The sequence below is a fragment of the Streptomyces sp. NPDC004539 genome (genome assembly GCF_040610055.1).
GTDB lineage: Bacteria > Actinomycetota > Actinomycetes > Streptomycetales > Streptomycetaceae > Streptomyces.
In genome coordinates this window covers 17,196-43,810 of sequence record NZ_JBEXLS010000009.1, presented here as the reverse complement: position 1 = coordinate 43,810, position 26,615 = coordinate 17,196, and the positions used below count along the sequence as shown (strand labels likewise).

Genomic DNA, 26,615 nt, shown 5'->3' with positions numbered 1-26,615 from the left:
TGCGGTCAGTCGGTGGGGGACTCGCCCGGTTGTGCGTACCGCTCGCGGATGCTGCGCTTGAGCACCTTTCCGGTGGCGTTGCGCGGCAGCCACGGCCACACCTCGACCCGCTTGGGGGCCTTGACCGAGCCGAGCGTCTTCTTCGTGTGCGCGATGACCTGCTGTTCGTCGACGGTCTCGCCCGCCCTGGCGACGACGACGGCGGTGACCGCCTCGCCCCAGCGGGCGTCGGGCACGCCGATGACCGCCACGTCGGCGACTCCGGGAGCCTCCGCGATCACCCGCTCGACCTCCGCGGGGTACACGTTGAAACCACCGCTGATGATGAGGTCCTTCTTGCGGTCGACGAGGTGCAGATAACCCCCGTCGTCGAAGTAGCCGACGTCGCCGGTGTGATGCCAGCCGTCGCGGAAGGCTTCCGCCGTGCCCTCCGGGTCCTGGTAGTAGCCGACCATGACGAAGTCACCGCGTACGCAGATCTCGCCGATGTCTCCGGGCGGCAGCTCCCCGCCCAGGTCGTCGAGGATCGCCACGGTGGAGACCTTGGTGGGGCGGCCGACGCTGGAGAGCCGCTCGTCGGGCGCGGGCCTGCCGTCGACCAGGTGCTCGTCGGCGGTGAGCGCCGTGATCAGCATGGGGGCCTCGGTCTGGCCGTATCCCTGCCGGAGCACGGGGCCGAAGAGGGCCAGGGCCTGCTTGAGCTTCTCCACCCGGATCGGCGCCGCGCCGTAGCTGATCTGCCGCAGGTCCGGGAAGCGGCGCCGCTCGATGCCGGGGACGTCGACGATCGCGTAGAGGACCGTCGGCGGGAGCATCGTGGAGTGGACCCGGTGCCGTTCGAGGGCGTCCAGGAGGGTGTCGAGTCCGGGGCGGTGCAGGATCACCACCGTCCCGCCCCGGTACATGGCGGCCAGCGCCATCCGGCCGGAGACGTGGGTGAGCGGGGCGGCGGCCAGGAAGACGTCCTGTTCGCCGCCCGAGTCCGCCGCCTCGTCGGCGAGGGCCTCGACGAAGAACGCGAAGCGCCGGTTGTCGTGCATCACGCCGCGCGGCAGGCCGGTCGTACCGCTCGTGGGGTAGATCGCGGCGATCGCGTCGGGATCACCGACCCCGGTCACGTCCTGGGCGGGCGCGTCCCCGAGCCAGTCGTCGAGATCGGTGTCGTAGACGATCACTTCCCGCAGGCCGGGAGCCGCGGCGCGGAGTTCGCCGATGTGCTCACGGTAGTCGGGGTGGAGGAACAGCACGTCGACGTCGAAGCGCTCCAGGAGGAGGCCGATCTGGGGGACGGCGTCGTACGGGTTGAGCGGCACCCAGGTGACGCCGGCGCGCATCAGGCCCAGCGCGCAGACGAAGCCGGTGATGTCGTTGGGGGCCAGGACACCGCCGTGCGTGCCGGGCGGGAAGCCGTGGGCGTGCAGGGCCTGGGCGATCCGGCAGGAGCGTGCGTGGAGCTGCTCGTAGGTGACGCGCTCGGTGCCGCAGACGAGGGCGACGTGGTCGGGATGGGCCCGAGCCGCGCGGTCGACGACGTCGGTGGGCCTCATGAGGCGCGCTCCTCGATGAGTTCGGCGCGGTGCAGGACAGCGCCGAAGAGCCGGGCGGTGGCGGCGTCGACGAGGGCACCCTGTGCGGCGGCCGAGCCGTCGCTGCTCTTGTAGGCGTCGCACATGTACCTGGCGGTCTCGACCTCCTGGGAGGTGGGGGAGAACACCTCGTTGGCGGGGGCGATCTGGCTGGGGTGGATGGCCCATTTGCCGGTCGCGCCGAGGGTGCTCGCCCAGATGGCCTGGGTGCGGTAGCCGTCGGTGTCGCCGATGAGGGGGTACGGGCCGTCGATGGCCTCCAGGCCGTTCGCCCGTGCGGCGGCGATGACGCGGGCACGGGCGTGGTGCCAGGGGTCGCCGGGGTAGGCGTGGGCGGGGTCGTCGACGTGCCCGAAGCGGAAGCCGAGGCTGGCGGCGAGGTCCCCGAAGCCGAGGATCAGGGCCTCCAGCCTGGGGGAGCAGGCGGCGAGCTCCTCGACGCGGCCCAGCGCCTCGGCCTCCTCGATCAGGATCTCGAACCCGATCGGCAGGGCTTCCCCGAGCTTCGCCTCCAGCTGCGTGAGCAGAGTCTCGAAGAACCACACGTCCCGGGGGGCTTCGACCTTGGGCAGGATCAGCACGTCCAGGTTGTGGCCCGCGCGGGTGACGACCTCGATGACGTCGTCGTGCGCCCACGGGCTCTGCGCGTCGTTGACGCGGACGGCACGCACCCGCCTGCCCCAGTCGAGGTGGTTGAGGAAGTGGATGGCCTGTTCGCGGGCCTCCTCCTTGCCGGCGGGGGCGACGGCGTCCTCCAGGTCGAGGAAGACGAGGTCGGCGTCGCTCTGGGCGGCCTTGCGGATCATCTTCTCGCTGGACGCGGGGACGGCGAGCTCGGAGCGGCGCAGGCGGTTCATCGGGACTCCCTGGACTGGTGGCCGGCACGGGGGTGGTGGCTGGCGCGCTTGAGGAGGACGGTGCGCTCGCCTTCGAAGACGATCGTGCCGTCGGGCTTGAAACCCCAGTGCTTGAAGCGGACGAGGCCGGCGTCCTCGCGGCCGGGCGCTGGTTCTGCGGACAGGACCTCGGTGGCGGCGTACAGGGTGTCGCCGTCGACGACGGGGGCACGGAAACGCAGCTTGTCGAGCGCCACCTCCGCGATCGCGTCCTCGGCGGTGTCCTGCGTCGCGAGGCCGATCGTGACGGACGCGCTGAGCAGCCCGAACACGATCCGCTCCCCGAACGGGGTGCCCGCCATCGCGTCGTCGTTGAAGTGCGCCTGCGCCGAGTTCATGACCAGTTTCGACAGCAGCTGGCCCTCGATGTCGGTCATCGTGCAGCCCCGTACGTGCCGCATCCGGTCGCCGGGCGTGAAGTCCTCGAAGCGGGTCATCGTCTCCTCCCCAGCAGGGCGTCGGCGATCAGGGTGCGCTGGATCTCCGAGGTGCCCTCGAAGATGGTGGTCAGCCGGGCGTCCCGCCAGTACCGCTCCACGCGCCGCTCGGTCGTGTAGCCGTTGCCGCCGTGCAACTGCATCGCCTGGTTGGTGACGCGGACGGCCGTCTCGGTGGCGACGAGCTTGCACATGGACGGCAGGGTCGCCGTCTCGTCCCCGGCGTCCAGCGCGTGCGCCGCCTGATAGGTGAGCGCGCGGGCGGCCTCGACGTCGGCCGCCATGTCGGCCAGGGTGAAGCGCAGCGCCTGGAAGCTCGCCAGCGGACGGTCGAACTGCCGGCGCTCCAGCAGGTACTCCCGGGTGTCCTCCAGCGCGCCGCGCGCCAGACCGACCGCCCGCGCGGCGGTGTGCACCCGCGCCACGTTGAGACCCTGGACGACCTCGGCGAACGCGTTCCCCTCGGTGCCCGCCGAGAGCGGCACCCGTACGCCGTCGAGGTGCAGTTGGTAGGTGGTGATCCCGTGGTAGCCGACCTTGTCGATCGGAGTGGCGGTCATCCCCTCGGGCAGTGTGCCCGGCTCCTTCTCGATCACCAGCGCGACCAGCCCGGTCGCCCGGTGCTCGCCCGGCTCCGGGTCCCGCTCCCGGGCGACCAGGACGATGAAGTCGGCCCGGACGGCGTTGCCGGTCCAGCGTTTCTCGCCGTCGAGCACCCACGTGTCGCCGTCACGGGTCGCACGGCAGGAGACCCCGGCGAGGTCGGAGCCGGCTCCCGGCTCGGAGGCGGAGAACGCCCCGATCCACTCACCCCGGGCACTGCGCCGCAGCAGCTCCGCGCGCCGCTCGGGGTCGGTCACCTGGCAGCCGAACCCGTTGGCCCGCGCCATCAGACTCGGCACGCTCATCCAGGCCCGCCCCAGCTCCTCGGTGACGAGGGCGTACTCGAAGACGCCGAGCCCCAGCCCGCCGTACTCGGTGGGCACCCGGATGCCGAAGTAGCCCTCCTTGGCCAGCCGTTCGATCAGCGAGTCCGGGATGTCCTCGCCGCGCCGGTCGAGCTCGTCGGCGACGGGCAGCACCTCGGTCATCGCGAACTCACGGGCCCGCGCCTGGAGTTCGAGCCGCTCGGGGGTGAGATGGATGCTGCTCACGACTGCGCCTCCCGCATCACGACGAGGTTGGACCGGGTGAAGGCGACGACGAGATCGCCGTGCTGGTCGCGGCCCTCGGTGCGCCAGGTGACGATGCCGAAGCCCGGCTGCGAACCGGAGGGCCGTTTCGCCAGGACCGTGCTCGCCGAGGACAGCGTGTCGCCGGGGTGGACGGCCCGGTGGAAGGTCAGGTCGTCGATGCCCAGGAAGGGCCCGCCGGCCTCGGAGAGGTCCTCGACGCTCAGCCCGACGACCGTGCACAGCGCCAGCAGCGGGTGCACCACCAGATCGGGGTGGCCTTCCTCGCGGGCGTGCTCGGCGTTGAAGTAGAGGGGGTTGTAGGCGAGCGTCGCGGTCGCGAACAGCGTCGCGTCACCCGCGCTCAGCGTTCGCCCCCAGTGATGGTCCAGGCGCTGTCCGACCTGGAAGTCCTCGTACTGGCGGCCACGGGTTCGCACAGGGAACGCCGACGGCTCCAGCACCTGTTCGTGCGAGTTCATGGATTCAACGTAACACCAAAATGTGGTTGGTCAACCACATTATTTCTTCGGGTAGCCTGTCCGGTATGACGCACACGCCTCCGGCCCCCAAACAGACCCGCTCGGAACTGTCGACGACCCGCCTCCTGGACGCCGCGGCCGAACTGATCGCCGAAGGCGGCTACGACCGGATGACGCTCACCGCGATCGGCAAGCGCGCCGGCTACAGCCCCGCGCTGGTCACCGCGCGCTTCGGCTCGAAGGAGGGCCTCCTCGCGACGCTGCTGGACCGGATCACCGTCGTCTGGGCCGACGAGACCCTCACACCGGCCGTGGGGGAGCGCACCGGGGCCGCGGCGCTGCACCGCTTCTTCGAGGAGCTGCGGGTGAGCTGGGACCGTAATCCGCACCAGATGAGCGCGCTGTACGTCCTCATGTTCGAGGCGGTGCTCCCGACGCCGTTCCTCCGGGAGCGGATGGCCGCTCTCCACCGCGACCTGCGCCACACGATCGGGCGGCGGGTGGCCGAGGCCAGGGCGGACATCGACGCCGCCGCGACCGCCGTGCTCATCGTGGGCGCCCTGCGCGGCGCCGTCTACCAGTCCCTCCTCGACCCCGAGGCGGTCCCCGTCGACGACGCGCTGCGCGGCCTCGACGGCCTCGTCGACGCGCTGCTCGCGCGGGCGCCGCAGGCGTGACGCGCCGGGGGCGTGGTGTGCTGTGCGTAGGTGCCGCTCAGGCGGCCGTCAGCGGATCGGCGGAGTCCGGCCGGCCGAGCGGCGTGCCGTCCCACCGGAGTGCCTGCCAGCCCTCGTCCGGCGAGCCGGTCAGGACGACGACACCGGTGTTGCGCAGCGTGTGCCGCGACGCCCAGGACACGTCGACGTTCGCGGCGCGGGCGGCCACCCACATCCGGATCGCGGCGCCGTGGCTCACCATGGCGACCGTGTCCGCCCCTGACCCGGCCGCCTCCCGGACGACGGAGTCGAAGCGCCCGAGCGCCTCCGTGCCGTCCTCACCGCCCGGCATCCGGCGTCCGGTGTCCCCCGAGGACCAGGCGAACGCGGTCGTGAGATAGACGGAGACGGCCTCGTCGTCGCCGCGCATCTCCAGGTCTCCCGCGCTCAACTCCCTGATGCCGCCCCGGATCTGGACGTCGAGGCCCGTCGCGGCGGCGAGCGGCGCGGCGGTGAGCCGGGCGCGTTCGAGCGTGGAGGCGTAGAGGGCCCCGATCTTCTCCTCCGCGAGAGTGCGGGGGAGCGCCTCCGCCTGCTCGCGGCCCAGGTCGGTCAGTGCCGGGCCCGGCTCGGCGGTGTCCAGCAGGTGCGTGAGGTTGGAGGGGGTCTGGCCGTGACGGATCAGCAGGAGGCGCAAGGGGATTCCCGTTCTGTGCGGTGCGGATACTGCTCGTTGCTTCAACTGTGCCGCTTCTGCTGTGCCGGTCGCATCGTCCGGCCGATCCGTGGACAGAGTGTGCAGAACACTGCCAACCCGGCCTGGAACGCCATGAGTTGACCAGGTCGAGGTAAAGGGAATCCTTTACAGATCAACTCGCCGCCGCATAAGGTTACTTGAAACCTCAAGCGCATCCGCGCCGCGAGAGCGGCGGGCCGGTCCGGTCCGCCAACCGCCCGCGACGGGGCGCGTTTCCGGAAGGACCCCCCACAAGTGACCAACGCTCCCTGGACGTTCAGGGCGGCGGTCGTAGGCATCGCCTTCACCACCGTCACGGCGACGTTCCCCACCCTCGCGGCGGCGCAGACCGCCGACGTCCGCCCCACCTCCGTCCCCGGCACCCCGACGACTCCCGCGCACCCTGAGCGCGCCCACGACCTCGAAGGCCCGCTGAGCCGGACCCGGGAGGCGCAGCGCCAAGAGGCCCTGGAACAGCTCATATCCGGCGACACCGCGGTCGACGACCGCGACGGCTCACGGGTCGTGCGGCTCGGCGGAGGCAAGTCGGGCGGCAAGTACGTCGAACTGGGCCGCGAGCGGACCGACAGGATCTTCACGATCCTCGTCGAGTTCGGCGACGAGGCCGACACCCGCTACGGCGGCGCACCCGGCCCGCTGCACAACCGGATACCCCAGCCGGACCGTGCCGTGAACAACAGCAAGGCATGGGAGGCCGACTACGACCGGCAGCACTACGAGGACCTCTACTACGCCACCGGAGACGGCGTCGAGTCGGTGAAGAAGTACTACGAGAAGCAGTCCTCGGGCCGCTACTCGATCGAGGGCGAGGTCTCGGACTGGGTCAAGGTCCCCTACAACGAGGCCCGTTACGGCACCAACAAGTGCGACAACTGCATCTGGGACCTCGTCCGCGACGGCCTCGACGCCTGGGTCGGACAGCAGCGGGCGGTGGGCCGCACCCCCGCCCAGATCCAGGCCGATACGGCCCGGTTCGACCAGTGGGACCGCTACGACCACGACGGCGACGGCGACTTCAACGAACCCGACGGCTACATCGACCACTTCCAGATCGTGAAGGCCGGCGAGGGCGAGGAGGCCGGCGGCGGCGCGCAGGGCGAGGACGCCGTCTGGTCCCACCGCTGGTACGCGTACGGCGACGGCTGGGGTACGTCCGGCCCGCAGGACAACCGGCTCGGCGGGGCCGCGATAGGCGACACCGGCATCTGGGTCGGCGACTACACGATCCAGCCGGAGAACGGCGGACTCGGCGTCTTCGCCCACGAGTACGGCCACGACCTCGGCCTGCCCGACCACTACGACACCAGCAGGAACGGCTCCAACTCGACCGCCTTCTGGACGGTGATGTCCGCCGGCTCCTGGCTCGGCACCGGCAAGGACACCATCGGTGACCTGCCCGGCGACATGACCGCCTGGGACAAGCTCCAACTCGGCTGGCTCGACCACGACACGGCCAGGGCCGCGACGACGTCGACGCACAAGCTGGGGTACGCCGAGTTCAACACGGCCGACAAACAGGCCCTCGTCGTCGAACTGCCGAAGAAGCGGGTCACCGCCGAACTGGTCGCCCCCGCACAGGGCGCGACCCAGTGGTGGAGCGGCCGGGGCAACAAACTCTCCAACACCCTGACCCGGTCCGTGGACCTGACGGACGCCTCCTCCGCCACCCTGGAACTCGACGGCTGGTACGACATCGAGGCCGACTACGACTACCTCTACACCGAGGTCTCCACGAACGGCGGCGCCGACTGGACGGCGCTCGACGGCACGGCGGACGGTACGGCGATCCCCCGCGACACCGCGGGCAAGCCGGCCCTCACCGGAACCTCCACCGGGTACCAGAGGCTGGCGTACCCGCTGGACGCGTACGCGGGCCGCCAGATCGACGTCCGCTTCCGCTACCGGACCGACGAGATCGTCGACCAGAAGGGCTTCGCGGCCGACCGGATCACCGTCGTCGCCGACGGCACCCCGCTCTTCTCGGACGACGCGGAGAGCGCCGACTCCGCGTGGACGGCGCAGGGCTTCTCCCGGACCGGGGACACCTACACCACCGACCACGCGCAGTACTACATCGCCGAGAACCGCCAGTACGTGTCGTACGACAGGACCCTCAAGGTCGGCCCGATGAACTTCACCGCCGCCGGCTGGGTGGAGCACTTCCCGTACCAGAACGGCCTGTTGATCTGGAAGTGGGACACCTCGCAGGAGGACAACAACACCAGCGCGCACCCCGGCACGGGCCGCCTCCTCCCGGTCGACGCCCACCCCGCCCCGCTCAAGTGGTCCGACGGCGAACTCATGGACAACGGCATCCAGAGCTACGACTCGCCCTTCAGCCGCTACCGCACGGACGGCATCACCCTCCACCGCCGCGGCGAGCCCACCGAGATCCCGTCCCGGCGCGGCAACCCCGTCTTCGACGACCGGGCCCACACCTACTACGACGAGACCAACCCCACCGGGGGCGTCCGCGTCACCGACACCAACACCAGGATCGAGATCCTCGGTGAGGCGTTCGACGGCTCCACGATCACGGTCCGCGTGACCGCGGCGAGGTAACCGTCCACCGCCCCCGCCTCCGACGGCCACGGCCACCGCTTCGACGGTGCCCGTGGCCGTCCGGCGCGTCGGCGGTGCCTGCGGCTTCAGGTCAAACGTGGCCGCGAACAAGTCACCGCCGCGCGGAGTGCCTCCCGCCGCCCCGCCGGGGTGCCAGAGTTCGGGTGCGGTGCCCGGTCAGGGCATCGCTGGATGCGCAATCTGACTCAAGGAGTTCGCTCGTGAGACGGAAAGTCATCGCACTCCTCGCCACCGCCACCCTCGCCTCTCTGACCCTCGTCAGCCAGGCCGGCGCGGCCCCCGCCACAGGCGTCTTAGCCACCGGCGCCGATACGACGGCGGCGAGCCCCGCGCTCCGCGCCAACCGGACGATCACGGCGCCGTACACCTTCAACCGGAACAACTCGGTCAGCTCCAACACCGCCCGCCTGATCATGCAGAACGACGGCAACCTCGTCATCTACGACGAGTTCAACCGTGCCCGCTGGGCCTCCAACACCGTCAACCAGGGCTGGACGGCCCGCTTCCAGACCGACGGCAACTTCGTCGTCTACACGGCCTCCAACCGAGCGGTCTGGGCCTCGAACACCGCCGGCCACCCCGGCTCCCGCCTCGTCGTCCAGGACGATGGCAACGTAGTCATCTACGACGGCAGCCAGGCGATCTGGGCCTCCGGCACCAACCACTGACCCACCGGCACATCACCCCCGACCTCTTCGGGGACCTCTGCGGTACGCCGCGACCATGAGACACCTCATCTGGGGTGATTCGTGCTGCCACCATCGGCACGAATCACCCCAGATCCGTCTGCCGGGATGCCGCCGCGCCGGTCACCCGTACGGGCGCGGGACCGCTGGGGCCTTGAGAAGGCTGAAGGAGAGACGGCCCGCCGGCACCGGGCTCGGCGGCTTCGTCGAGCCTCTGGTGAACTGGAGGTCATCTGCCGGGAGTTGTACGTGGCGGACCGTCCCAGCGCGTGCGGGCCGGCGGCAGGCGCGCGGGGCGTCGGGGTGGGGTAGGTCGGTGGTCAGCCACCAGATGGCTTTGTCGGGCAGGAGCCCGGGGTGGTGGTGGCCACGATCAAGCGGCAGTGGCTGTCGGGGCCGTAGCCGGCCGTGGGAGACTGGTAGTGGAACCGGCCGTCGGTCCACACCGCGGTGACTGTGACGATGCCGGTCTTGCCCAGCCACCGCCGGCCCACGCGCATGGTTGCAGTGCCGACCTACCCGCACCGCCGCCGGGTTTGGCGGACCACGGCTAACGGCGCTCTATGAGTCCTCGACTATGTTGCGTCTGTTGTATAACGATGACCGGTAACGTGTACGGCTGAGCGGCGGGGAGGTCTTGGTGCCGAGATATGTGGACCCGGAAGAGCGCGTGCGCGACATCGTCGTGGCGTCCTTGAAGGCTTTGAGCGAGGGAGGGCTGACTGAACTCACGTTGCGGAAGATCGCGCGGCGGATGGGGGGATCGATCACGCTGATCACGCATTACTTCGCCAACCGTGAGGCCCTGCTCAACGCTGTTCTCGAATACGTACTGGCCGATGCGGACGCCATCCTCGGTGATCTGGACGAGATCACGGACCCCCGTGAACGGCTGAGGGTCGCCCTTGAGTGGTTTCTGCCGGACACCGAGGAGGGGTTGTTGCAGGAGCGCGCACGGGTGGCGCTGCTGACACACCAGGGCGCGGAGCCCATCATCGGTGAGCACCTGCGGCGCATGGAGCCGGCGATGAGGGCAGTCCTGGTGCGAGGGCTTGAGGAGATGGTCCCGGCCGACGAGCTGGACGGGGCGGTCGATCTGGTGAGGGTCTGGGTGTCCGGGATGGCCTTGTCCGTGGTGGAGCACCCGGAGATCTGGACCCCCGAGCGCCAGATGGCTGTGCTGCGGCGCTTCATCGGGATGTTCTCCCCGGCGGAACTTCCGACGGGCTGAGCCGGGGAGGCGGATGCGCCGTGGATCGGCGGGTCCGCTTCGCCTGTTCGGTAGACGGCCGCTGCTGACGCGTGCGGCTCGGTTTCCACGACGGTGTGGCTCGGCGCTTTAAAATATAGCGACTGCTGTATATCGTGTGCTTCATCATGTGTGCCAGAACACCTTGAAGGCCGACGGACATCGCCGGACCATCACCGCGTGGGACCGACTCGCCGAACTGATCGGAGTGCAGCCATGAACGGCACCGGGACTTCTTTCCATGATCTGCCGAGCACCGTGGGTACCACGATCCAGGGTGAGCCCTTCACCCTGGATGCCGAGGACAGCCGGTACTTCCACAAAGCCACCTGGCTCGACACGGCATATCCCGACGACGTCGAGGAGTTCCCCGACACCCTCGTGGAGGGCTTCTGGCTGCTTGCCATGGTCGACGCCGTCTCACGCCTGTCCACGAGCACCGATTCCACGGCGACGTGGGCGCTCAACTACGGCCTGGACAGGGTCCGTTTCATCTCGCCGGTCCATCTGGGCCAGCGCATCCTGCCGACCTTCGAGGTCCTCGACGTCGTTCCCAAGGACGGCGGCTACAAGGTGCTGAGGCGGTGCACCTTCCAGGTCGAGGGAGCCGAGACACCGGCCATGGTCGCCGACTGGTGGGGCTACGTGCTGCCCCGGGGCACCGTCGAACGCGGCCGACGCTCCGAAGGCTGACCGCGGACCGACACTCGCCCGGCACCAGTGGCAGGCCCGTGCTGCGGAGTGGGGCGACTGCTCGTACTTGTACGGCGCCCTGCGTTGTGGAATCCCCTGACCCGCCCTCACTGCTTCGGATCTGCACGTGGTGATGTGCTGTGCGGCATGCGCTGTCACCTGTGTTCTGTGCTGAGCTGCGCTGTTCAAGGGGATTCGAACCCCGCGTTGCTCTTCACGCCCCACAAGTGGGCCGGAACCGCCGGCCCTCGGTGTGTGCACGCCTCCGAAACAGTTACCTGCTCCACACGCTGTGATGTACCGGAGAGATCAGTCCAGGAGATCGACCGTCCAGTTCGCCTGCTGAATACCCGTGTCGACCTCCCGGATGTCCCGGGCGAGCCCGTCCGCCTGCGCGCGGAGCTCCTTGACCGGCAGAGCGGAGAGCACCCTGAGCTCGGAGCGGAGCTGCCGACCGGAGCCGTAGTCGTCCGAGCCCGCCGCGGCGTCCGCCGCCGCGGTGATCACGGAGTGACGCATCCGCAGGACGTCCCGGCGGGCGAGCGCGTCGGTCAGTGTGCCGGACCCGAACTCCACGGTGGCGTTCGTCCGGTTGATCCGCCGGATCAGGGTCTCCAGGGTGTCCAGCACCTCGGCCGCCTGGCCCAGCAACTCGGCCGCGTCCTCGGGAGGAACCTCCCCTTCCTGGTAGCGCGCGTTCGTGACGATCCGCGCCCGCAACTGCTCCAGCCGGCGTGTGGCCTCCGCGCGCTCCGCGAGAGCCTCGGCAAGTTTCACTGGTCCCTTCAACTCCTGATCTCCCCCGAGTGCATGCGAGTGGACAAAGCTGATCCAGCCGTGGCACACGCGTCGAACATCGCCCCCCTATCGGCCCAGTGCGGTGAGCACCTCGCGCGCGACCCGCTCACCGCTCTCCACACCGCCGTTGAGGTAGCCCTGGCTGTGCGTGCTGGTGTGTTCACCCGCGAAGTGGAACCGGCCCTCGCGGCGGCCGGTCCAGCCCCAGTACTTCGTGTACTGGCCCGGCCGGTACGAGGAGTACGAACCGCGGGCCCACGGGTCGTCGACCCAGGAGTCCAGCCACCCCTTGCCGTTGTACGAACGCTTCAGGCCGGGGACAAGCCGGTCGAGATGGCCGAGCGCGGCGGCCGTGACGGCGGCCGACGGCACGGCGTGCGGACGCTCGGCGGGTTGGGAGGAGCCGGTCCAGCCGCCGACGAAGAGGGTGAGCAGGCCCTCCGCGCCCGTCTGGTAGGAGGACGTGTCCCAGCTCGTGAACAAGGGGTTGTCGCTGGTGATCCGCCCGCTGAAGTCGTCGAACCGGTAGAACTGCCGGTCGAACTGGAGCAGCAGTTTGGCGTCCGTGCCCATGCCGTGGTTGTCGATCGCCTCACGCTTACGGGCGCTGAGCCCCGAGCCGTCGAGGTCGACACGGCGCAGAGTGGTGAAGGGCAGCGCGAACACGACGTGGTCCGCGACCACTTCCCGCTGGACGCCTCCGAAACGCAGCCGATAGGTGTCGCCGGTCCGGCGCACGGCGAGCAGCGGCGCGTCGAAGTGCAGGGCCGACTTCGGCAGCGCGCCGGCCAACTTCTGGGGAATCAGGTCGTTGCCGCCCCTGACGTGGTACTTCTCATCGGCTCCGGCGGGCCCGAAGTACTGCTCGATGAGGTTGATGGCGCTCAGCTCGTCGGCGTCGTTGCCATAGAACGTGGCGACGCCGTTTGCGATGGCCGCGCCCAGCAACGAGCCCATGCCGCCGGGAACGTTGGCCTGGAGCCAGTCGCGTACGGTGAGCTGGTCGAAGTCGCGGGCCGCGCGGGAGGCGTGGTCGGCGAAGTAGCTGCCGATGCGCTGCGCGTCCGCCTTGAGGCGCTTCTCCACGAGGTCCATGTCCCGGTAGACCGCGGCTTCGTTCCGCACCGCGCCCTGGAGGTAGGTGACCCCGCGCTCGCCGTGCCGCCGGTCGGGATTCTCCTCCTCCAGAATCAGGCCGAGTTCGGCGGCCAGCTTCCGAATGTGGGTGTGCCGGGTGTCGATGCGTTCACCGCCGTGCTCGGCGACCTGGCCGCTCGCGAAGCCCCGCGCGGTCCAGCAGCGACCGCCGACCCGGTCGGCTCTCGCCTCGAACACCTGGGCCCGGACGCCTTTCCGGGCGAGCCGGTAGGCAGCGGTGAGTCCCGCGAGGCCCGCGCCGACGACGACCACGCGTGCGTCGTGCGGGCTGCTGCGCACCGTCTCGGGCGCTGCGAAGGCCGACTGTCCCACAGCGCCGACGGAGAGCGCCCCCGTCATGGCGAGCGAACCGCGCAGCACGGTACGCCGGGTCGTGCCTGTCTCCTCGGCCGAGCTCTGCGCCGCCGCGTCACGCCGCGCGCGAAGCGCCCTCATCCAGGGTGTGCCACCAGAAGGCATGAGAAGTTCTCCTGTCCGAAGGGGGGACGGCCGCGCGGTGCAGTGAGAACCCTGCTTGGTTAACGCCTTGACTGCCACCTCCCTCTCGCGACGAAATCCGTCGAACTGAACCGCGTGAACAACGCTTCTCGTACTCTGTGACCTATGACCCGGGTAACCCTGGCCGAAGTGGCACGCGCCGCCGAGGTCTCGACGGCCACCGTGTCGCACGCCCTGAAGGGCACCGGCCGCATGACTCCCGGCACCCGTGCCCGCATCCGGGCACTGGCCTCGCTGCTCGGCTACGGCGGTGCCGCGGTCGCGCGCACGCTCGGTCTGGCCGTGACGACGTACGGCCGTACGGACTGGAACTTCATGCATGTTCCGTACTTCGCTCAGTCGATCGTCACGGCCACAGCCACCGCGCACCGTCACGGCTACGCGCTCACCACGCTCCCGTCCTTGAGCGACGAGGATCTGTGGCCGGCGCTGGATGTCGCCGGGGTGGTCCTGATCGACAGTCCCGCGGGGGACCCGATCGCCGAGGCCCTGAGAGGCCGTGGCGTTCCGCTCGCCTTCGACGGCCGTCCCGCCGAGCCGATGCCGGGGGAAGTGTGGGTGGACAACGACCACACGGCCGCGACCCGTCTCGTCCTGGACCATCTGACCGCCCAGGGCGCCCGCGATGTCGCCCTCCTCGCGGGCCCGGGAGAGGAGCACTACACGCGGACCTGCGTGGCCGCCTACACGGACTGGTGCGGTGAACACGGTCGCGCACCCCAGGTCGTGCCGGACACCTACTCCAAGGCACCCGGCGGCCACCTCGACAGCCTCCTCTCGTCACGTGACCGTCCCGATGCCGTGTTCGGGATCTACGACTACTGCGGTCGCCGCGTTCTGGAGAGCGCCGCCCGCGTCGGCGTGCGGATACCCCAGGACCTGCTGCTCGTCTGCGCGAGCGAGGACCCCGCGTACATGGGCACAGCCCCTCCGGTTACCACCCTGTCCCTCGCCCCCGACGTGTCCATGGCGGCTGCCGTGACCGCACTCGTCCGGCTGATCGAAAGACCCACACCCACCCCGGCCCCCACGACCGCCCCCGTCCGGCTCACGGTCCGCGCCTCGTCCACGCTCGTACGGTGACCGGGGTTCCCGAGGATCGCCGGCGTCGGCCTCGTGCCGCTGGTGACTGGCGGGGTCACTTGTGAGGCTGAGGGCAAATGCCCCTGGTCGTGCACCGGTGCAGGATGCATATGGAGCGTGAGTGGACGCCCATAGGCAAGGCTGATGAGAATGTCGCTCTTCACCTCCTCCCGCAGTGGGCTCAGGTCCGGGTCGGTTTCGGAACCGTCGCCCTCGCCGGCTTCGGCCTGGGAGGTCCAGATCATCGACGCCGAACCGCTTCGAAGACCACCGGCACGGGCTTCTTCACCTCGTCCGACGGCATCCTCACCGTGCGGGCCTTCGGTGACGTGGCCCGCACCTGTCGAGCAGCACTTCCGTGTATGCGGCTGAGTGAGCTTCTTCGAGTTGGCTACCGATCAGGTGATGGCCGGTGAAACGCAACGAGCGAGGCTCCCGGGCTGTTGATCGAGATGTCTGACGTCTCCATCACATTGCTCGGGGGCCTCGTTGGTCATCCGTCCTGCCGCACTCGACCTGCCGCACGCCCTGGTGGAGTGGGTGACGATGCTGATCGTCACTCGTGAGGGCGACCGCCGCTGCAAGCTCCGCCCGTCCCAACGCGTGATGGTGGCACTGGTGTACCTGCGCGAACACACCACCCTGGCAAAGATCGCCGCCGGGTTCGGGATCAGCGAGTCCACCGCCCACGCCTGCACCAGCCAGGTCGTCGACCTGCTCGCCGGCCGGGCACCGGGTCTGCTGAGGGTCCTGCGCGAGACCATGGCGGACTTCGTCCTTCTGGACGGCACCCTCGCCGAGTGCGACCGGATCGGCGACGGACGGGCCGACTATTCCCACAAACACCGGCGCCACAGCGTGAACGTGCAGGTCGTCACCGACCCCGACGGTCGGCTGCCGTGGCTCTCACCCGCTCTGCCGGGCCGCACTCACGACCTGACCGTCCCCCAGAGGGGGTGCCCCCAGCCCGCACCCACCGGATCATCCGCGACCCTCAACCGGGTACTGGCCGCTGCACGAGCGCCGGTCGAGCGCGGCGTCGCCCGCCTGAAGTCCTGGCGCATCTTCCGCAGGTCTCGATGCAGCCCGAATCGAATGACGTCGATCGCCAAGGCCATCCTCACGCTGGAGCGGCAACACTGAAGAAGCTCACTGGGGCATCGTGCTGCCCGTTCCCGAGGAGAAGTGTCACGACAACCTCATCGTCTGAGACTGTGCCTTGTGTGTGGCAGGGCTTGACGATGCGGAGTTCCGTGGCCGAAGGGCTCTGCCGGAGAGGTCCGGTAGAGCCCTTCGGTTGTTCGGGGACCTTGTGGTCAGCGGATGTTGACGGAGTACGCCGTCGTGGTGAGCCGGCCGGTGCCGGTGAAGACTTCCGTGCCCGCTTCCACGCTCGTCAGGTAAGACGTCCCGGACAGGAGGCGGCGGCGGACGAGGGCGTCCGTGAGGCCGGTGAGGTCGGTCGTCTGGCTGGTGGTGTTGGCGCGGCGGACGAACGAGTAGACGTTCCAGCTGCTGGTGATCTTCCCGGCCGAGTCCTTGTTGACGATCTTCCCGACGTAGAGGTCCCAGGCGACCCCGCCCACGCTGAGCGTCTCGCGCTTGGTGCCGAGCGGACCCGCGCCGTTCTGGCGGTTGAGCCAGACCATCATCTCGTCGTGCGGCTGGTCCTTCCAGTCCGGGTCGGCCTTCTGATGGAACCACAGGTCGTACGAGACGTTCAGGATCGACGGTCTGTTCTGGGTGAGCTTGAACGACCAGTTGGAGGTGACGTGCCGTCCGCTGTCGAGGCGGATCGGCAGCCGGGTGTTCTTCTCCTTCCACCCCCAGTGCCAGCCGAGGACCGCGCTGGCGTACGCCTTCACGCTCGTGCGGTCGCCGGTCCAGTCGAAGGTGGTGTCCCAGTTCAGGCTGCCGTTGCGGTAGGAGTTCAGCCAGGTGCACTCCTTGCCGCTGGCGCCCTGCTGGCCCCACACGTTGTTGTTGAGGTAGTACGGCGAGGCGCTGATCGTGTTGAACGCCGTGCAGTTGTCGGCGGCCTGAGCGGACTGCGGGACGAGGAGCAGCGGAGCGGCGACGGCGGTGGCGGCGGCCAGGGCCAGGGCGCGCGGTCGGGAAACGGTCATGGTCTCGGTCCTTACCGGTAGCTGATGTCGGACGTGCGGTAGAGGCAGTTCCTGCTGTCGGGTCCGGCACCCGTCTTGACCGGCTCACCCGAGGTCACCCCGCGGAACTTCTGGCAGACGACGATCTTCCGGCTCCGGTCTCCGACGATCGTGACCCGGGTGATCCTGGCCGTGTCGCCGAGGTTCGGGTTGATGCCGACGACGTCGACCCCGGGCGCGCCGACCGTGACGTTGTCGATCACGACGTGGCGCTGGTACTGCTTCTTGCAGACCCCGCACGAGCGGTACAGCTTTCCGAAGTCCGAGACCTGGAAGTTGCGGATGACGAACGTGCCGGGACCGTTGTGCTGGAACACCTTGTCCGCGGCCTTGCGCGCGCCTCCGCCGTCGACGGTCATCGTCTGGTCCGCGCGCGTGCTCTTGAAGGTTCCCGCGTCCTCGCCGACGTCCTCCCACCAGACGTTGCGCAGTGTGCAGGTCCCCCGGCAGTGGATGCCGTCCGCGGCCGGGGAGCCGATGATCACGTTCGAGACCGTGGCTCCGTCGGCGAGTTCGAGAACCGGCGGCTGGTTCTCGCTCTGGTCCCCGCCCCCGAGCGCGCCGCTCCCCACGAAGCGCGTGAAGTCGAAGTTGCGGTTCCCGCTGACCGGGATGGTCGCGGAGACCCGCTGTGTGCGTTTGGCCGCCGGCCAGTCCGCGGTGGGTCTGGTGACGGCCTCGTCGGCAGACCCCGCCGAGGAGTCGGCGACGGCGAGACCGGGTCCGGCGGCCAGGAGTACGGCGGCCAGCGGAGCGAGTATGTGTGTGCGGTGCTTCATGCAGGAAGCATCACTATGAGTCCACGTCATGTGCACGCCGAGTGATCCGAACGTGTTTCGGGCGCGCCGTGCCTGGAAGAACCGGGGTGTCACGGTGGTGTGCGGGGCTCGCGTCGGGTTGAGAGCCCCGCGAGCCGCGTCCGAGGCGAGAGCGAAGCCCGGGGCGTCCGAGTCCAGGGTTGTGGACCTTCGCGTATTTTGAGCGTCGGCAATTTGATGTCACCCATGAATTTCCGCCCCGGCGGCGGTGAAGCGTCGGCGGTGGGCTGGTTGGTCTTGGTCACCGCGATGTAGTGGACCTTCTTGCTCTCGACCAGTCAGGAGATGTGCGCCTCGACCGAGTGCGGGGCGTCGACGGTGCCGACCGCCCGGTCCAGGGCGTCACCGCCATCCTCAGCACGCGGCCGATCGTGGCCGACGCCGGAGTACATCGGCACCTGAGCAGATGGCGGCAGATCCCGATCGCTGTCAGGAGTACGTTCGAAGCACGCTGAGTCCACTCGGCGAGTTCGTCGATGTTCTGCGCTCCCCGGGCCCTGTGTTCGGCCGGCCCGACCAGCGGCTGGACTGTGTCGAGGATCAAGACGGCGATCGGCCGTCGCCTTCACAAGAGTTGCGCCCCGCAAAGAGTGCGTGACCTGCTGATCCGACACGGCTTCCCCTGCCAGGTGCCGGCCAGACGGGCTGCCCAACGCGACGAAGACCATGTCACCGGAAGGGTGAAGGAGACCTGGCCGCACGTGGAAGCCCGGTGGCTGCGCCCGACGCCTGGGATCGTCTCCGAGGGCGAGCCCGGCTTCTCTATGACGCGGCTGGTCGCCCATGCCCGGGCCCGCCGAGGCCACACGCCCGTCATCCGAGTCTGTGGCCGATCCCGACGGCGGACCCGGCTGATCTACCGGCCCCGCCACGACGAAAGTGTTCACCGCTCTGCTCGCCGATGCCGATGCCGATGCCGATGCCGAAGGCGACCTCGGCCGGGTCGTCGCGGTCGGCTCGGCCGTCGTCCGTGCTCACCCACACGCCGCCGGGGCACGTCAAAAGGGGCCGGCCGGGTGGCCATGCCTCGGACGGTCCCGCGGCGGGCCGACCACCAGTCCACCTCGCCGCGGACAGCCGCTCCCGACCGCCGGCGTTCGTCGTCTCACCCTGCCAGGTAGGCGACGCACCCGCGTTCACCCAGGTCATGAACCGCTTCCGCGTACCCAGACCGGTAGGCCGCCCCACGACCACGCCCAAAGCCCCGCACGACGCGTTCGACCCTCGGAGCAGGGTGGCCCCGTGCATTCGGCCGGCACCGAATCCTGATTCACCGCCCGGACACGGAGGGTGCCTGCGCGAGGATTCTGCGCAGCCAGTCGGACCGTGCGCTCAGCGCCGCCCGGGAGATCGCCGCCTGTGGGGCGAACTCGTCGAAGACGTGGCACCCGCCGGGCCAGACATGCAGTTCGGCATCTCCGCCCGCCTGCCAGATGCGAGAGGCGTAGGCGACGACCTCGTCGCGGAAGATCTCGGCCGACCCGACGTCCAGGAAGGCGGGAGGCAGTCCCGAGAGGTCGTCGGCCCGCGAGGGTGCCGCGTACGGAGGGACATCCGGGCTCCCGCGTCGGTCACCGAGCAGAGCCGTCCAGCCCGCCTTGTTGGCGGCCCGGTTCCAGGTCGCGAGGTCCGTGGTCTCGCGAGCGGACGGGGAGTCGTCGCGGTCGTCCAGCATCGGGCACAGCAGCAACTGGGCGACGGGGCGCGGGCCCTGCCGGTCGCGGGCGAGGAGAGCCGTCGCGGCGGCCAGCCCACCGCCCGCGCTGGTGCCCGCGAGGACGATCCGATGGGGATCACCTCCGAACCCCGTGGCGTTGCCGGACGTCCATACGAGGCCGGCGTAGACGTCCTCGACAGGTGCGGGGTGCGGGTGTTCCGGCGCGAGCCGGTACTCGACGGACACCACGACGGCTTCCAGCTCACGCGCCGACCGCAGCAGGGTGTCGAGCCCCGACCGCCTGTCGCCGAACATCATTCCGCCGCCGTGAGCGTGGTAGAGCACCGGACGGGAGGCCGTGGCGCCTCGTGGCCGGCAGATCAGCAGAGTGATGTCGGGAGCTCCCGGCGGGCCCGGCACCGGACGGTCCTCGACCTCGAAGTACCCGTTCTGGCTCAACTGTTCGTCCGTGGGGGACGCGGCGGCCACGCCACGACGCACCGCCGCGATTCCCTCCGGGGTGAAGTCACCGAGGAGGGGACCCGGTATCGCGGCCAGCGCGGCGGCCACCTCGGGGTCGAGGGCGGGCGAGGTCGGGAGCGCTGTCATGGGCTTCTCCTCGGTGTCGGATGCCTGGGCGGGACGCACTCCGCCGGCCGAAGCCGGTGGTTCAGCCGTTGACGTGGACGACCTTGCCGCGCACTCCCCGGCCGGAGAGTTCGACCAGGGCCGCCGGGACGTCCTCCAGAGCGACGGTCCGCGAGAGCATCGGATCGATCCGGCCCTCGGCGGCCAGTCCGAGCAGTTCCGTGAGCATCGTGGACAGCTGCCTGCGGGAGCGGTCGTCGCCGACCGTGTACGCGGCTCCGAGCGCGATCTCGTGAACCGAGGGGGCCATGCCGAAGGGCGGTACGGCGGTGAGGTCGGGGCGTCCCGCGACAGCGGCGAGGCCGCCGCCGTGTGCCAGCAACTTGAGGTTCGCGGTGGCGGAGTCTGGGCCGATGGTGTCCACGACGGCGTACAGCCCTCGTCCGCCGGTCAGTTCTCGCACGCGGGAGGGGATGTCGTCGTTGCGGAAGTCCAGGACCTCGTCGGCGCCGAGTGCTTTCACATGATCGGTGTTGGCGGCTGCCTCGGTGGCGAGGACGCGGGCTCCCCTGTGTGACGCCAACTGCACCGCGAACCCGCCGACTCCGCCCGCGCCTCCTGTGATCAGCACGGTGTCGCCCTCACCGACACGAAGACGACGGACCACCGCCTGATAGGCGGTCAGCCCGGCCGACGGCAGGGCGGCGGCCTTGGCCGGCTCCAGCCCTTCGGGGACGAGAGCGAGGGCCGCGGAGTCCGTCACCGTGTACTCGGCGAACCCGCCGCGCACCCGGATGTCGCCGCTGTACGCCACCCGTTGCCCCACCCCGACATGGGTCACTCCGTCACCCAGGGCCTCGATGACGCCGACCACGTCCAGGCCCAGGACCGCGGGCCACTCCCACTCCGGAATGCCGTAGGCGGCCCGCTGGTAGTCCGACGGGTTGAGGCCGCAGGCTTCGACTCTGACCCTCACCTGTCCGGGACCGGGTTCGGGGACCGGCAGCTCCGCCTCGCGCAGGGTGTCGCAGGTGCCCGGCCGGTCCAGTACCAATGCGCGCATGAGGTACTTCCTCCTGAGGGGGGCGAGTCGGGGGAGGGGGGAAAGCCAGAACAGGGAGCGACATTCACAAAGCTAGCATGAGTCATCATGACAGTGACTCCCATGAAGATAGTTACTTTCACTTTCGGGAGGGCAGCCCAATGAACGGCCCTGCACCGGGCCGGAGTTCTTCCTGCGAAGTAAGAGCGGCTGTCAGTCCGAAACGGCCGTGCGCAGCAGGGAACAGGTGCCTCGGTAGACCTCGACGAGGCCGGGGCCGCCGTCCTGACCCTGTCGCGCCGCCCATTCGTCGAAGGTGATCCGCAGACCGGAACTGACCAGTTCCGCCAGCATCCGGACCGCAGGGTCGACTTCGCCGGCGGAAGGAGAGAGCAGGCGGACGAAGCGCTCACACTGCTCGACCTCGCGGCGCAGCATCGCGCCGCGCAGCACCGCGTCCCCCATCACCACACGGCGGACGCGCACCATGCGCGCGGTCACGTCGGCGCGCGCGGTGACCAACTCCTCCAGCGCATCCGCCACGACCGCCTCCACGTCCCGCAGCCGCGGAACGCCTGGCCCGAAGGCGTCCCGGCGTGCCGTCAGCGCGGCCTCGAAGGCCCGGTTGGCACCCGACGCGGTGTCCTCCTTCGTCGGGAAGTGCCGGAAGAAGGTGCTCGGTGAGACCCCGGCCGCGGCGGCGATCTCGTCCACCGTCGTGCGGTCGAAACCCTGTCGTTCGAAGAGGCCGATCGCGGCGTCCTCGATCTCCGCCTGTGTCGCGCGCCGGCGGCGCTCCCGCAGATCGGGCTGGATGCTCACCTCCCGGAAGCTAGCACAGGCCCGGCCGACGGCGGCGTCCGTCGTTCCGGTCGGCCCTTCGGGACAGTCATCCTCCAGGTGGAGGCCAGGCGGTACCCCGGTACCGGGCGAGAGCGCCGTTTCGGGTCCGTGGTCGTGTGGCCGTGCGGCCGGAGATGCCTAACCTGGCCGTGTCCTCCTCGCCCTTCCCGAGAAGAGCCCGAAGACCCGGACCGATACCGAGGTCGGCCGAGAAACCCCAGCCAGTCGAACGGACCCCCCGATGTCTCTTCTCTCCAGGCCGGTCGTGGCCGCGGCTGCGGCCAGGGTGCTTCAGCGTCTCGACGCGTTGCTGTCGGGCCGGCACGTGGCCAAGCACCTGCACACGCGGTACCCGGAATACCCGCGCACCGGATTCGAGCTCACCATCCCGACCTCCGTCGCCCCGGCCCGTGCCGTCGTGTACCTGCCGCATCCTCCGAAGGACACGCCGGTACCGGTCCACGTGAATTTCCACGGCGGTGGCTATGTGCTGCCCCCGATCGAACTCGACGACCCGCTGTGCCGTCTCCTCGCGGCGGAGGCCGGGGTGGCGGTGGTGAACGTGGAGTACGTCGTCGCCCCGCAGTTCCGTTTCCCCGCGCCGCCCCGCCAGGCGTACGAGGTGGTGCGGTGGGTGGCGGAGAACGGGGCCGACAACGGCTGGGACGGGGGCCGGCTGACTGTGGGAGGGCAGAGCGCGGGGGGCGCGCTCGCCGCGGCCGTCGCCCGCCAGGCCCTGGAGAAGGGGACTCCGTCTGTCGCCCTCCAGGTCCTGCACTATCCCCCGCTCGATCTGGCGACCGACGCCCGCGACAAACGCTCCGTCGTCGCCAAACCGATGCTCCGGCCGTGGATGGCCGACATCTTCGACAACGCCTACCTGCCGGACCGGACCCGCCGCAGCGACCCCCTGGCCTCTCCGGCCCACCCGTCGGACACCGCCGACCTCACCGGCATCGCCCCCGCCGTCGTCGTCACCGCGGAGCACGACCTGCTCCGGGCCGAAGGCACACGCTACGCCGAGCGACTGCGCAAGGCCGGCGCCCTGGTGGAACATCACGACGTCCCCGGTGCCGACCACGGCTACGACCAGAAGGACCCGGAGACCGCGAGGGAGATCTACGCTCTGATCGCCCGCCACGTACGCGAAGCCATCTCCCCGGAAACGCCCTGACAGCCCGGCGGAAATAGAGCCGAGCAGCGGCAGACGGCTACCGCCCGTTCGACGAGCGGGACTTCGGCAAGGACGGAACCGGGTCGTGGCGCATGTGTGACTCCGGTCAGGAGCCGGCGTCCGGGCCCGGGATGTCGTCGATCCGCCACTCGTCGTACCACTCGATCACCGGCACGTCCCCGTCGAACCGGAGCGGGAGCCAGACGTAGTCGGCCACCGAGGTGTCGAACTCCTGCGGCGGGAGGGAGGCACCGGTCCCGCCCCTCGCCTGCTCGGCGAAGTACCGGTGGAACGCCTCGGTCTGGTCGGACTCCTCCGCCGACAGGTGGGGGAGCCACCGGTCGGCGACCGCGATGTACAGGTCGGGCCGTGTCGGGTGCTGGAAGACGGAGCTGACCTGGGAGCGGAACGACGTGCCGCTCGTGTCGGAGGGGTGTGGGTCGCCGAGCACGGTGTAGGGGCCGTGGTAGGTGTCCGCCACGGCCACCTCGGAGCGGTTCGGGAAGTAGCCGGACGTGCCGGACGTGATCAGGTAGTGCCTGCCGTCGCGCCGGAAGTACGCGGGCGCCTCGCGGACCGCCGGGGGATGCCGGTGGGGGAAGTGTGTCGAGTAGTAGCCGGTGACGTCCGTGCAGTCGTCGGTGAGGTCGGCGCAGATGAGTTCGCTGTGGACCCGCTCGAAGTAGTAGTACGCCTTGCCGTCCACCGGGTCGACGACGAGGTCGAAGTCACCGGCGTCCATGCCCAGCGGACGCAGGCCGGTGCGCACGATCGTGTAGGGGCCGAGGACAGAGTCGGCGGTGAGGACGGTGGAGCGCTGTCCGCCGTCCTTCCCCATGATCTTGAGCCAGCACACGTACTTTCCCGTGCGCGGGTGGCGGACGATGTGCGGCCGGTCGATGAACTGCGACGGATACAGAGGAGAGGCGGGGTCGTCGAAGACCGGGGGGATGATCAGCCCGCGGTCCTCCCAGTTGTAGAGGTCGGTGGACGAATAGCAGCGGATGCCCCACGTCCAGATGTCGCTGCCCGGCTTCGTGTGCTCCTTGTTCTCGCCGTACCAGTAGAAGGTGCCGTCCTCGAACAGGACGGAGCCGCCGTGCGCCTGGATGCGCTTGCCGTCGGTGTCGAGCCAGACCCGCCCCGGCCGGATGGAGTCGTACCTCTCAGACACGCTCGCTCACCGCCTCCGAGAGGAACTCCCGCTCGGCACCGGACAGTTCACGTGCCGAGCCCACCAGGTCGAAGGAGCCTTCGAGTCGCCGGTCGTCGGAGTCCAGGCCGAGGAAGAAGTCGACGCGCGCGGGTTCCACGGCGAAGACGCGGGCGGCGTTGGTGTGGCCCAACTGGGCCGCTGCGAGATGGAAGGTGATGCGGCGTGACGCGCCGGACTCCAGCTCGACGCGGGAGAACCCCGCGAGTTGCTGGGCGGGCCGGGTGACACCCCCCTTCGCGTTGACCCGGACGTACAGCTGGACGACCGTGGCCCCCGCCACCGGGCCGGTGTTGGTGACCGTCAGGCCGATCCGGGTGGTGGCGTCCGTGGCGACCTCGGGCTCGCTCGTCAGGTCGTCGAGCGCGAAGTCGGTGTAGCTCAGACCGTGCGCGAAGGGGTAGAGCGGCGTGGCCTCCAGGTCCAGGTAGTGCTGGTCGACGCTCGGCGGCAACGGGTTGCGGTAGCCGGAGCCGGCCTTCTGGTGGTGGTACACGGGGATCTGGCCGGAGTGGCGCGGGATGCTGTAGGGCAGTTTGCCGCTCGGGTTCGTGACCCCGAAGAGGACCTCGGCGATCCCCTGGGCACCGAACGGACCCCCGTACGACCCCATGACGACGGCCCGCGCGTCCCGGAACACCTCGGGCAGCGCGTAGGCCCGGCCCTGGACGAGTACGACCACGACGGGTTTGCCGGTGGCGGCGACGGCCTCCGCCAGCCGGGTCTGGACGGCCGGCAGCGAGATGTCCGCGGTGTCGCTGGCCTCGCCCTCGGTGCGTTCCCCGGTGAACCACAGGCTCGCGCCGCCCAGGGCGAGCACCACCACGTCCGCCTCGCGGGCGATCTCCACCGCCCGGTCGACGGCGTCCTGCCCCAGCGAACGGGTCAGCGTGGTGCCTCGCTCGGTCCGTACCCGCGCGGCGTATCCGGTGATCTCCTCCGCGATCGAGCGGGCACCGAACCGTTCGTGGACCAGCCGCTCGGGGTCGGTGGGCGTCACCAGCGCGTTGTACCAGGGAGTCGTGACGTCGTCCGAGCCGAGCATGTTGCCGAGTTCCCCGCTCAGCACGGAGTCGGTCGCCTCCCGCCAGGCGGCGTAGGTGTAGGTCGCGAACTGGAGCTTCGCGGCGTCCGCGTGCGGTCCGATCACCGCGACGTCCAGGCCCCGGGCCAGCGGCAGGAGCCCGTCGTTCTTCACGAGCACCACCGACCGGCGGGCCAGCTCCCGCGACAGCTCCGTCCCCTCCGCGGCGACGGCGGCCACGTCGATGCGCTCCTGCGGGTACGGGTTCTCGAAGAGCCCCAGCTCGAACTTGGCCCGCAGCACCCGCCACACGCTGGTGTCGACGTCGGCGAGGTCCGCGTTGCCCCGCGCGACCTCCTCCGCGAGCACCTGGCCGTAGCCGTACGGCTTGGGCATCTCGACGTCCAGGCCGGCCGCGATGGCGAGGCAGGCCGCCTCGCCGGGGGTGTCGGCCACCCGCTGGCGCTCGACCAGCTGGTCCAGGGTCGTGTAGTCCGACGACACGAAGCCGTCGAAGCCGAGGACATCGCGCAGCAGGCCGGTGAGGACCTCCCGGGAGGCTCCGACGGGGATGCCGTCGACGTCCGCGTAGGAGTTCATGACCGACCGCAGACCGGCGAGCCGGATCGCCGCCTCGAAGGGGTAGGCGAACAGGTCCCGGGTCTGCCGCGAACCTCCCTCGTACGCCGAGGTGTTGACGCCGCCGACGGGCAGGGCGTAGCCGAGGAAGTGCTTGCCGGTGGCGAGGACCCCCTGGCGCAGGTCGTCGCCCTGAAGGCCACGGGTGTACGCGACAGCGAGCGCGGCGGCCAGGTAGGGGTCCTCTCCGTAGGTCTCGTGGACACGGCCCCATCGCGGGTCGAGCGCCACGTCCATGACCGGGGAGAGCGCGTGCCTGATGCCCGTCCTGATCATCTGGCGGCGGATCAGCTCGGTCATCTCCTGGACCAGGTCGGGACTCCAGGCGGCGGCCAGCCCGGTACCGGTCGGGAAGGACATGTGCCCGCCGGCCAGGAACCCGCTGAGCGCCTCCTGGTGGAACAGCAACGGAATCCCGAGCCGGGTCCGTTCCAGAGCCTGGCGTTGCATGCTGCCGACCAGTTCCGCGAGCTTCGCCGGTGTGTCGGTGATCAGCTGGGCGACGTGGCCGGGCGGGTGGGCGAGCCAGTGTTCGGCCTCGTCGGAGTCCGAACCGTCGGCGCGGACGAGACTCCAGGGCATGACGGAGACGAGCTGGTGGCACTTCTCCTCGACCGTCAGCTCCCGCAGCAGCAGGGTGGCGCGTTCACCGGCCGGCAGCCGGATGTCGAGGTGGTCGTTGCTGGACATGTGGGTGTTCTTCCTGTGGTGCGGAACG

The 26,615-nt window shown here is 70.0% G+C and carries 23 protein-coding genes and 2 pseudogenes; 10 read left to right on the top strand and 15 right to left on the bottom strand.

Translation table 11 applies throughout. The features are described 5' to 3' along the window. Window positions 1-5: 5 nt before the first annotated feature. From ABZX85_RS20175 to ABZX85_RS20155, 5 genes are read right to left on the bottom strand one after another with little or no spacing between them, the layout of a single operon-like run. The gene (locus ABZX85_RS20175) at window positions 6-1,547 is read right to left on the bottom strand and encodes an AMP-binding protein (RefSeq protein ID WP_355870100.1); all 1,542 of its coding nucleotides are present in this window, start codon (window positions 1,545-1,547) and stop codon (window positions 6-8) included. Further along, window positions 1,544-2,443, bottom strand: a complete 900-nt coding sequence (locus tag ABZX85_RS20170) for a CoA ester lyase (RefSeq protein WP_355870097.1) — start codon at window positions 2,441-2,443, stop codon at window positions 1,544-1,546. Before ABZX85_RS20170 ends, ABZX85_RS20175 begins: the two co-directional genes overlap by 4 nt. Beyond that, window positions 2,440-2,919: a MaoC family dehydratase gene (locus tag ABZX85_RS20165; protein WP_355870094.1), complete on the bottom strand. Its 480-nt coding sequence runs from the start codon at window positions 2,917-2,919 to the stop codon at window positions 2,440-2,442. Before ABZX85_RS20165 ends, ABZX85_RS20170 begins: the two co-directional genes overlap by 4 nt. Then, window positions 2,916-4,073: an acyl-CoA dehydrogenase family protein gene (locus tag ABZX85_RS20160; RefSeq protein WP_355870091.1), complete on the bottom strand. Its 1,158-nt coding sequence runs from the start codon at window positions 4,071-4,073 to the stop codon at window positions 2,916-2,918. The genes ABZX85_RS20165 and ABZX85_RS20160 overlap by 4 nt, the downstream gene beginning before the upstream one ends. Next, window positions 4,070-4,573 (bottom strand): MaoC family dehydratase, encoded by a 504-nt coding sequence (locus ABZX85_RS20155; protein WP_355870088.1) that lies wholly within the window; start codon window positions 4,571-4,573, stop codon window positions 4,070-4,072. Before ABZX85_RS20155 ends, ABZX85_RS20160 begins: the two co-directional genes overlap by 4 nt. Before the next feature lie 65 nt (window positions 4,574-4,638). Here ABZX85_RS20155 and ABZX85_RS20150 point away from each other — a divergent pair, with 65 nt between their 5' ends. Then, on the top strand, window positions 4,639-5,250 hold the full coding sequence (locus ABZX85_RS20150; RefSeq protein WP_355870085.1) for a helix-turn-helix domain-containing protein: 612 nt from the start codon (window positions 4,639-4,641) through the stop codon (window positions 5,248-5,250). Window positions 5,251-5,287: 37 nt separating this feature from the next. Here the strand turns inward: ABZX85_RS20150 and ABZX85_RS20145 are convergent, their stop codons facing one another. After that, entirely contained in the window at window positions 5,288-5,926 is a 639-nt protein-coding gene (locus tag ABZX85_RS20145; RefSeq protein WP_355870082.1) for a histidine phosphatase family protein, read from the bottom strand. Window positions 5,927-6,220: 294 nt separating this feature from the next. On the opposite strand from ABZX85_RS20145, the gene ABZX85_RS20140 reads away from it, so the two are divergent. The 4 genes from ABZX85_RS20140 to ABZX85_RS20125 all read left to right on the top strand — a co-directional run bounded on the left by ABZX85_RS20140 (window position 6,221) and on the right by ABZX85_RS20125 (window position 11,197). Next, window positions 6,221-8,548 (top strand): immune inhibitor A domain-containing protein, encoded by a 2,328-nt coding sequence (locus tag ABZX85_RS20140; RefSeq protein ID WP_355870079.1) that lies wholly within the window; start codon window positions 6,221-6,223, stop codon window positions 8,546-8,548. A gap of 221 nt (window positions 8,549-8,769) precedes the next feature. Continuing rightward, the gene (locus tag ABZX85_RS20135; protein ID WP_355870076.1) at window positions 8,770-9,237 is read left to right on the top strand and encodes a bulb-type lectin domain-containing protein; all 468 of its coding nucleotides are present in this window, start codon (window positions 8,770-8,772) and stop codon (window positions 9,235-9,237) included. Between the two features lie 688 nt (window positions 9,238-9,925). Beyond that, entirely contained in the window at window positions 9,926-10,486 is a 561-nt protein-coding gene (locus ABZX85_RS20130; RefSeq protein ID WP_355870073.1) for a TetR/AcrR family transcriptional regulator, read from the top strand. 276 nt (window positions 10,487-10,762) lie between these two features. Then, entirely contained in the window at window positions 10,763-11,197 is a 435-nt protein-coding gene (locus ABZX85_RS20125; RefSeq protein WP_355870070.1) for a hypothetical protein, read from the top strand. 309 nt (window positions 11,198-11,506) lie between these two features. Here ABZX85_RS20125 and ABZX85_RS20120 read toward each other — a convergent pair whose 3' ends face one another. Together ABZX85_RS20120 and ABZX85_RS20115 are read right to left on the bottom strand one after the other, a co-directional pair. Next, complete coding sequence (locus tag ABZX85_RS20120; RefSeq protein WP_355870067.1) at window positions 11,507-11,974, bottom strand: DIP1984 family protein; 468 nt, start codon at window positions 11,972-11,974, stop codon at window positions 11,507-11,509. Between the two features lie 87 nt (window positions 11,975-12,061). Beyond that, window positions 12,062-13,588, bottom strand: a complete 1,527-nt coding sequence (locus tag ABZX85_RS20115; protein WP_355870065.1) for an FAD-dependent oxidoreductase — start codon at window positions 13,586-13,588, stop codon at window positions 12,062-12,064. A 168-nt stretch (window positions 13,589-13,756) separates the two neighbouring features. On the opposite strand from ABZX85_RS20115, the gene ABZX85_RS20110 reads away from it, so the two are divergent. Then, window positions 13,757-14,734 (top strand): LacI family DNA-binding transcriptional regulator, encoded by a 978-nt coding sequence (locus ABZX85_RS20110; RefSeq protein WP_355870062.1) that lies wholly within the window; start codon window positions 13,757-13,759, stop codon window positions 14,732-14,734. Window positions 14,735-15,223: 489 nt separating this feature from the next. Next, window positions 15,224-15,877, top strand: coding sequence for a transposase family protein (locus ABZX85_RS20105; RefSeq protein WP_355870059.1), 654 nt, complete (start codon window positions 15,224-15,226; stop codon window positions 15,875-15,877). Window positions 15,878-16,050: 173 nt separating this feature from the next. On the opposite strand, the gene ABZX85_RS20100 is transcribed toward ABZX85_RS20105, so the two are convergent. Continuing rightward, a complete protein-coding gene (locus tag ABZX85_RS20100; RefSeq protein WP_355870056.1) occupies window positions 16,051-16,860 on the bottom strand; it encodes an endo-1,4-beta-glucanase in 810 nt (269 codons plus the stop codon). An 11-nt stretch (window positions 16,861-16,871) separates the two neighbouring features. Continuing rightward, window positions 16,872-17,678, bottom strand: coding sequence for a pectate lyase (locus ABZX85_RS20095; protein ID WP_355870053.1), 807 nt, complete (start codon window positions 17,676-17,678; stop codon window positions 16,872-16,874). A gap of 515 nt (window positions 17,679-18,193) precedes the next feature. Here ABZX85_RS20095 and ABZX85_RS20090 point away from each other — a divergent pair. Both ABZX85_RS20090 and ABZX85_RS20085 read left to right on the top strand, forming a co-directional pair. Next, a pseudogene (locus tag ABZX85_RS20090) lies at window positions 18,194-18,391 on the top strand (winged helix-turn-helix domain-containing protein); the annotation flags it as partial. Between the two features lie 202 nt (window positions 18,392-18,593). Beyond that, window positions 18,594-18,915 (top strand): annotated as a pseudogene (locus ABZX85_RS20085) (IS5/IS1182 family transposase); the annotation flags it as partial. A 72-nt stretch (window positions 18,916-18,987) separates the two neighbouring features. On the opposite strand, the gene ABZX85_RS20080 reads toward ABZX85_RS20085, so the two are convergent. From ABZX85_RS20080 to ABZX85_RS20070, 3 genes are all read right to left on the bottom strand, one after another. Further along, entirely contained in the window at window positions 18,988-19,983 is a 996-nt protein-coding gene (locus ABZX85_RS20080; RefSeq protein ID WP_355870050.1) for an alpha/beta hydrolase, read from the bottom strand. Window positions 19,984-20,044: 61 nt separating this feature from the next. Beyond that, window positions 20,045-21,025 carry a zinc-binding dehydrogenase gene (locus tag ABZX85_RS20075; protein WP_355870048.1) on the bottom strand — a complete coding sequence of 327 codons (981 nt, stop codon included), beginning with the start codon at window positions 21,023-21,025 and terminating at the stop codon, window positions 20,045-20,047. A gap of 192 nt (window positions 21,026-21,217) precedes the next feature. Beyond that, window positions 21,218-21,826 (bottom strand): TetR family transcriptional regulator, encoded by a 609-nt coding sequence (locus ABZX85_RS20070; RefSeq protein ID WP_355870045.1) that lies wholly within the window; start codon window positions 21,824-21,826, stop codon window positions 21,218-21,220. Window positions 21,827-22,088: 262 nt separating this feature from the next. Between ABZX85_RS20070 and ABZX85_RS20065 the strand changes: the two genes are divergently transcribed. Next, window positions 22,089-23,021 (top strand): alpha/beta hydrolase fold domain-containing protein, encoded by a 933-nt coding sequence (locus tag ABZX85_RS20065; RefSeq protein WP_355870043.1) that lies wholly within the window; start codon window positions 22,089-22,091, stop codon window positions 23,019-23,021. Between the two features lie 106 nt (window positions 23,022-23,127). Here ABZX85_RS20065 and ABZX85_RS20060 read toward each other — a convergent pair whose 3' ends face one another. Continuing rightward, window positions 23,128-24,195, bottom strand: a complete 1,068-nt coding sequence (locus tag ABZX85_RS20060; RefSeq protein ID WP_355870041.1) for a family 43 glycosylhydrolase — start codon at window positions 24,193-24,195, stop codon at window positions 23,128-23,130. After that, window positions 24,188-26,587, bottom strand: coding sequence for a glycoside hydrolase family 3 N-terminal domain-containing protein (locus ABZX85_RS20055; RefSeq protein ID WP_355870039.1), 2,400 nt, complete (start codon window positions 26,585-26,587; stop codon window positions 24,188-24,190). Before ABZX85_RS20055 ends, ABZX85_RS20060 begins: the two co-directional genes overlap by 8 nt. Window positions 26,588-26,615 lie beyond the last annotated feature (28 nt).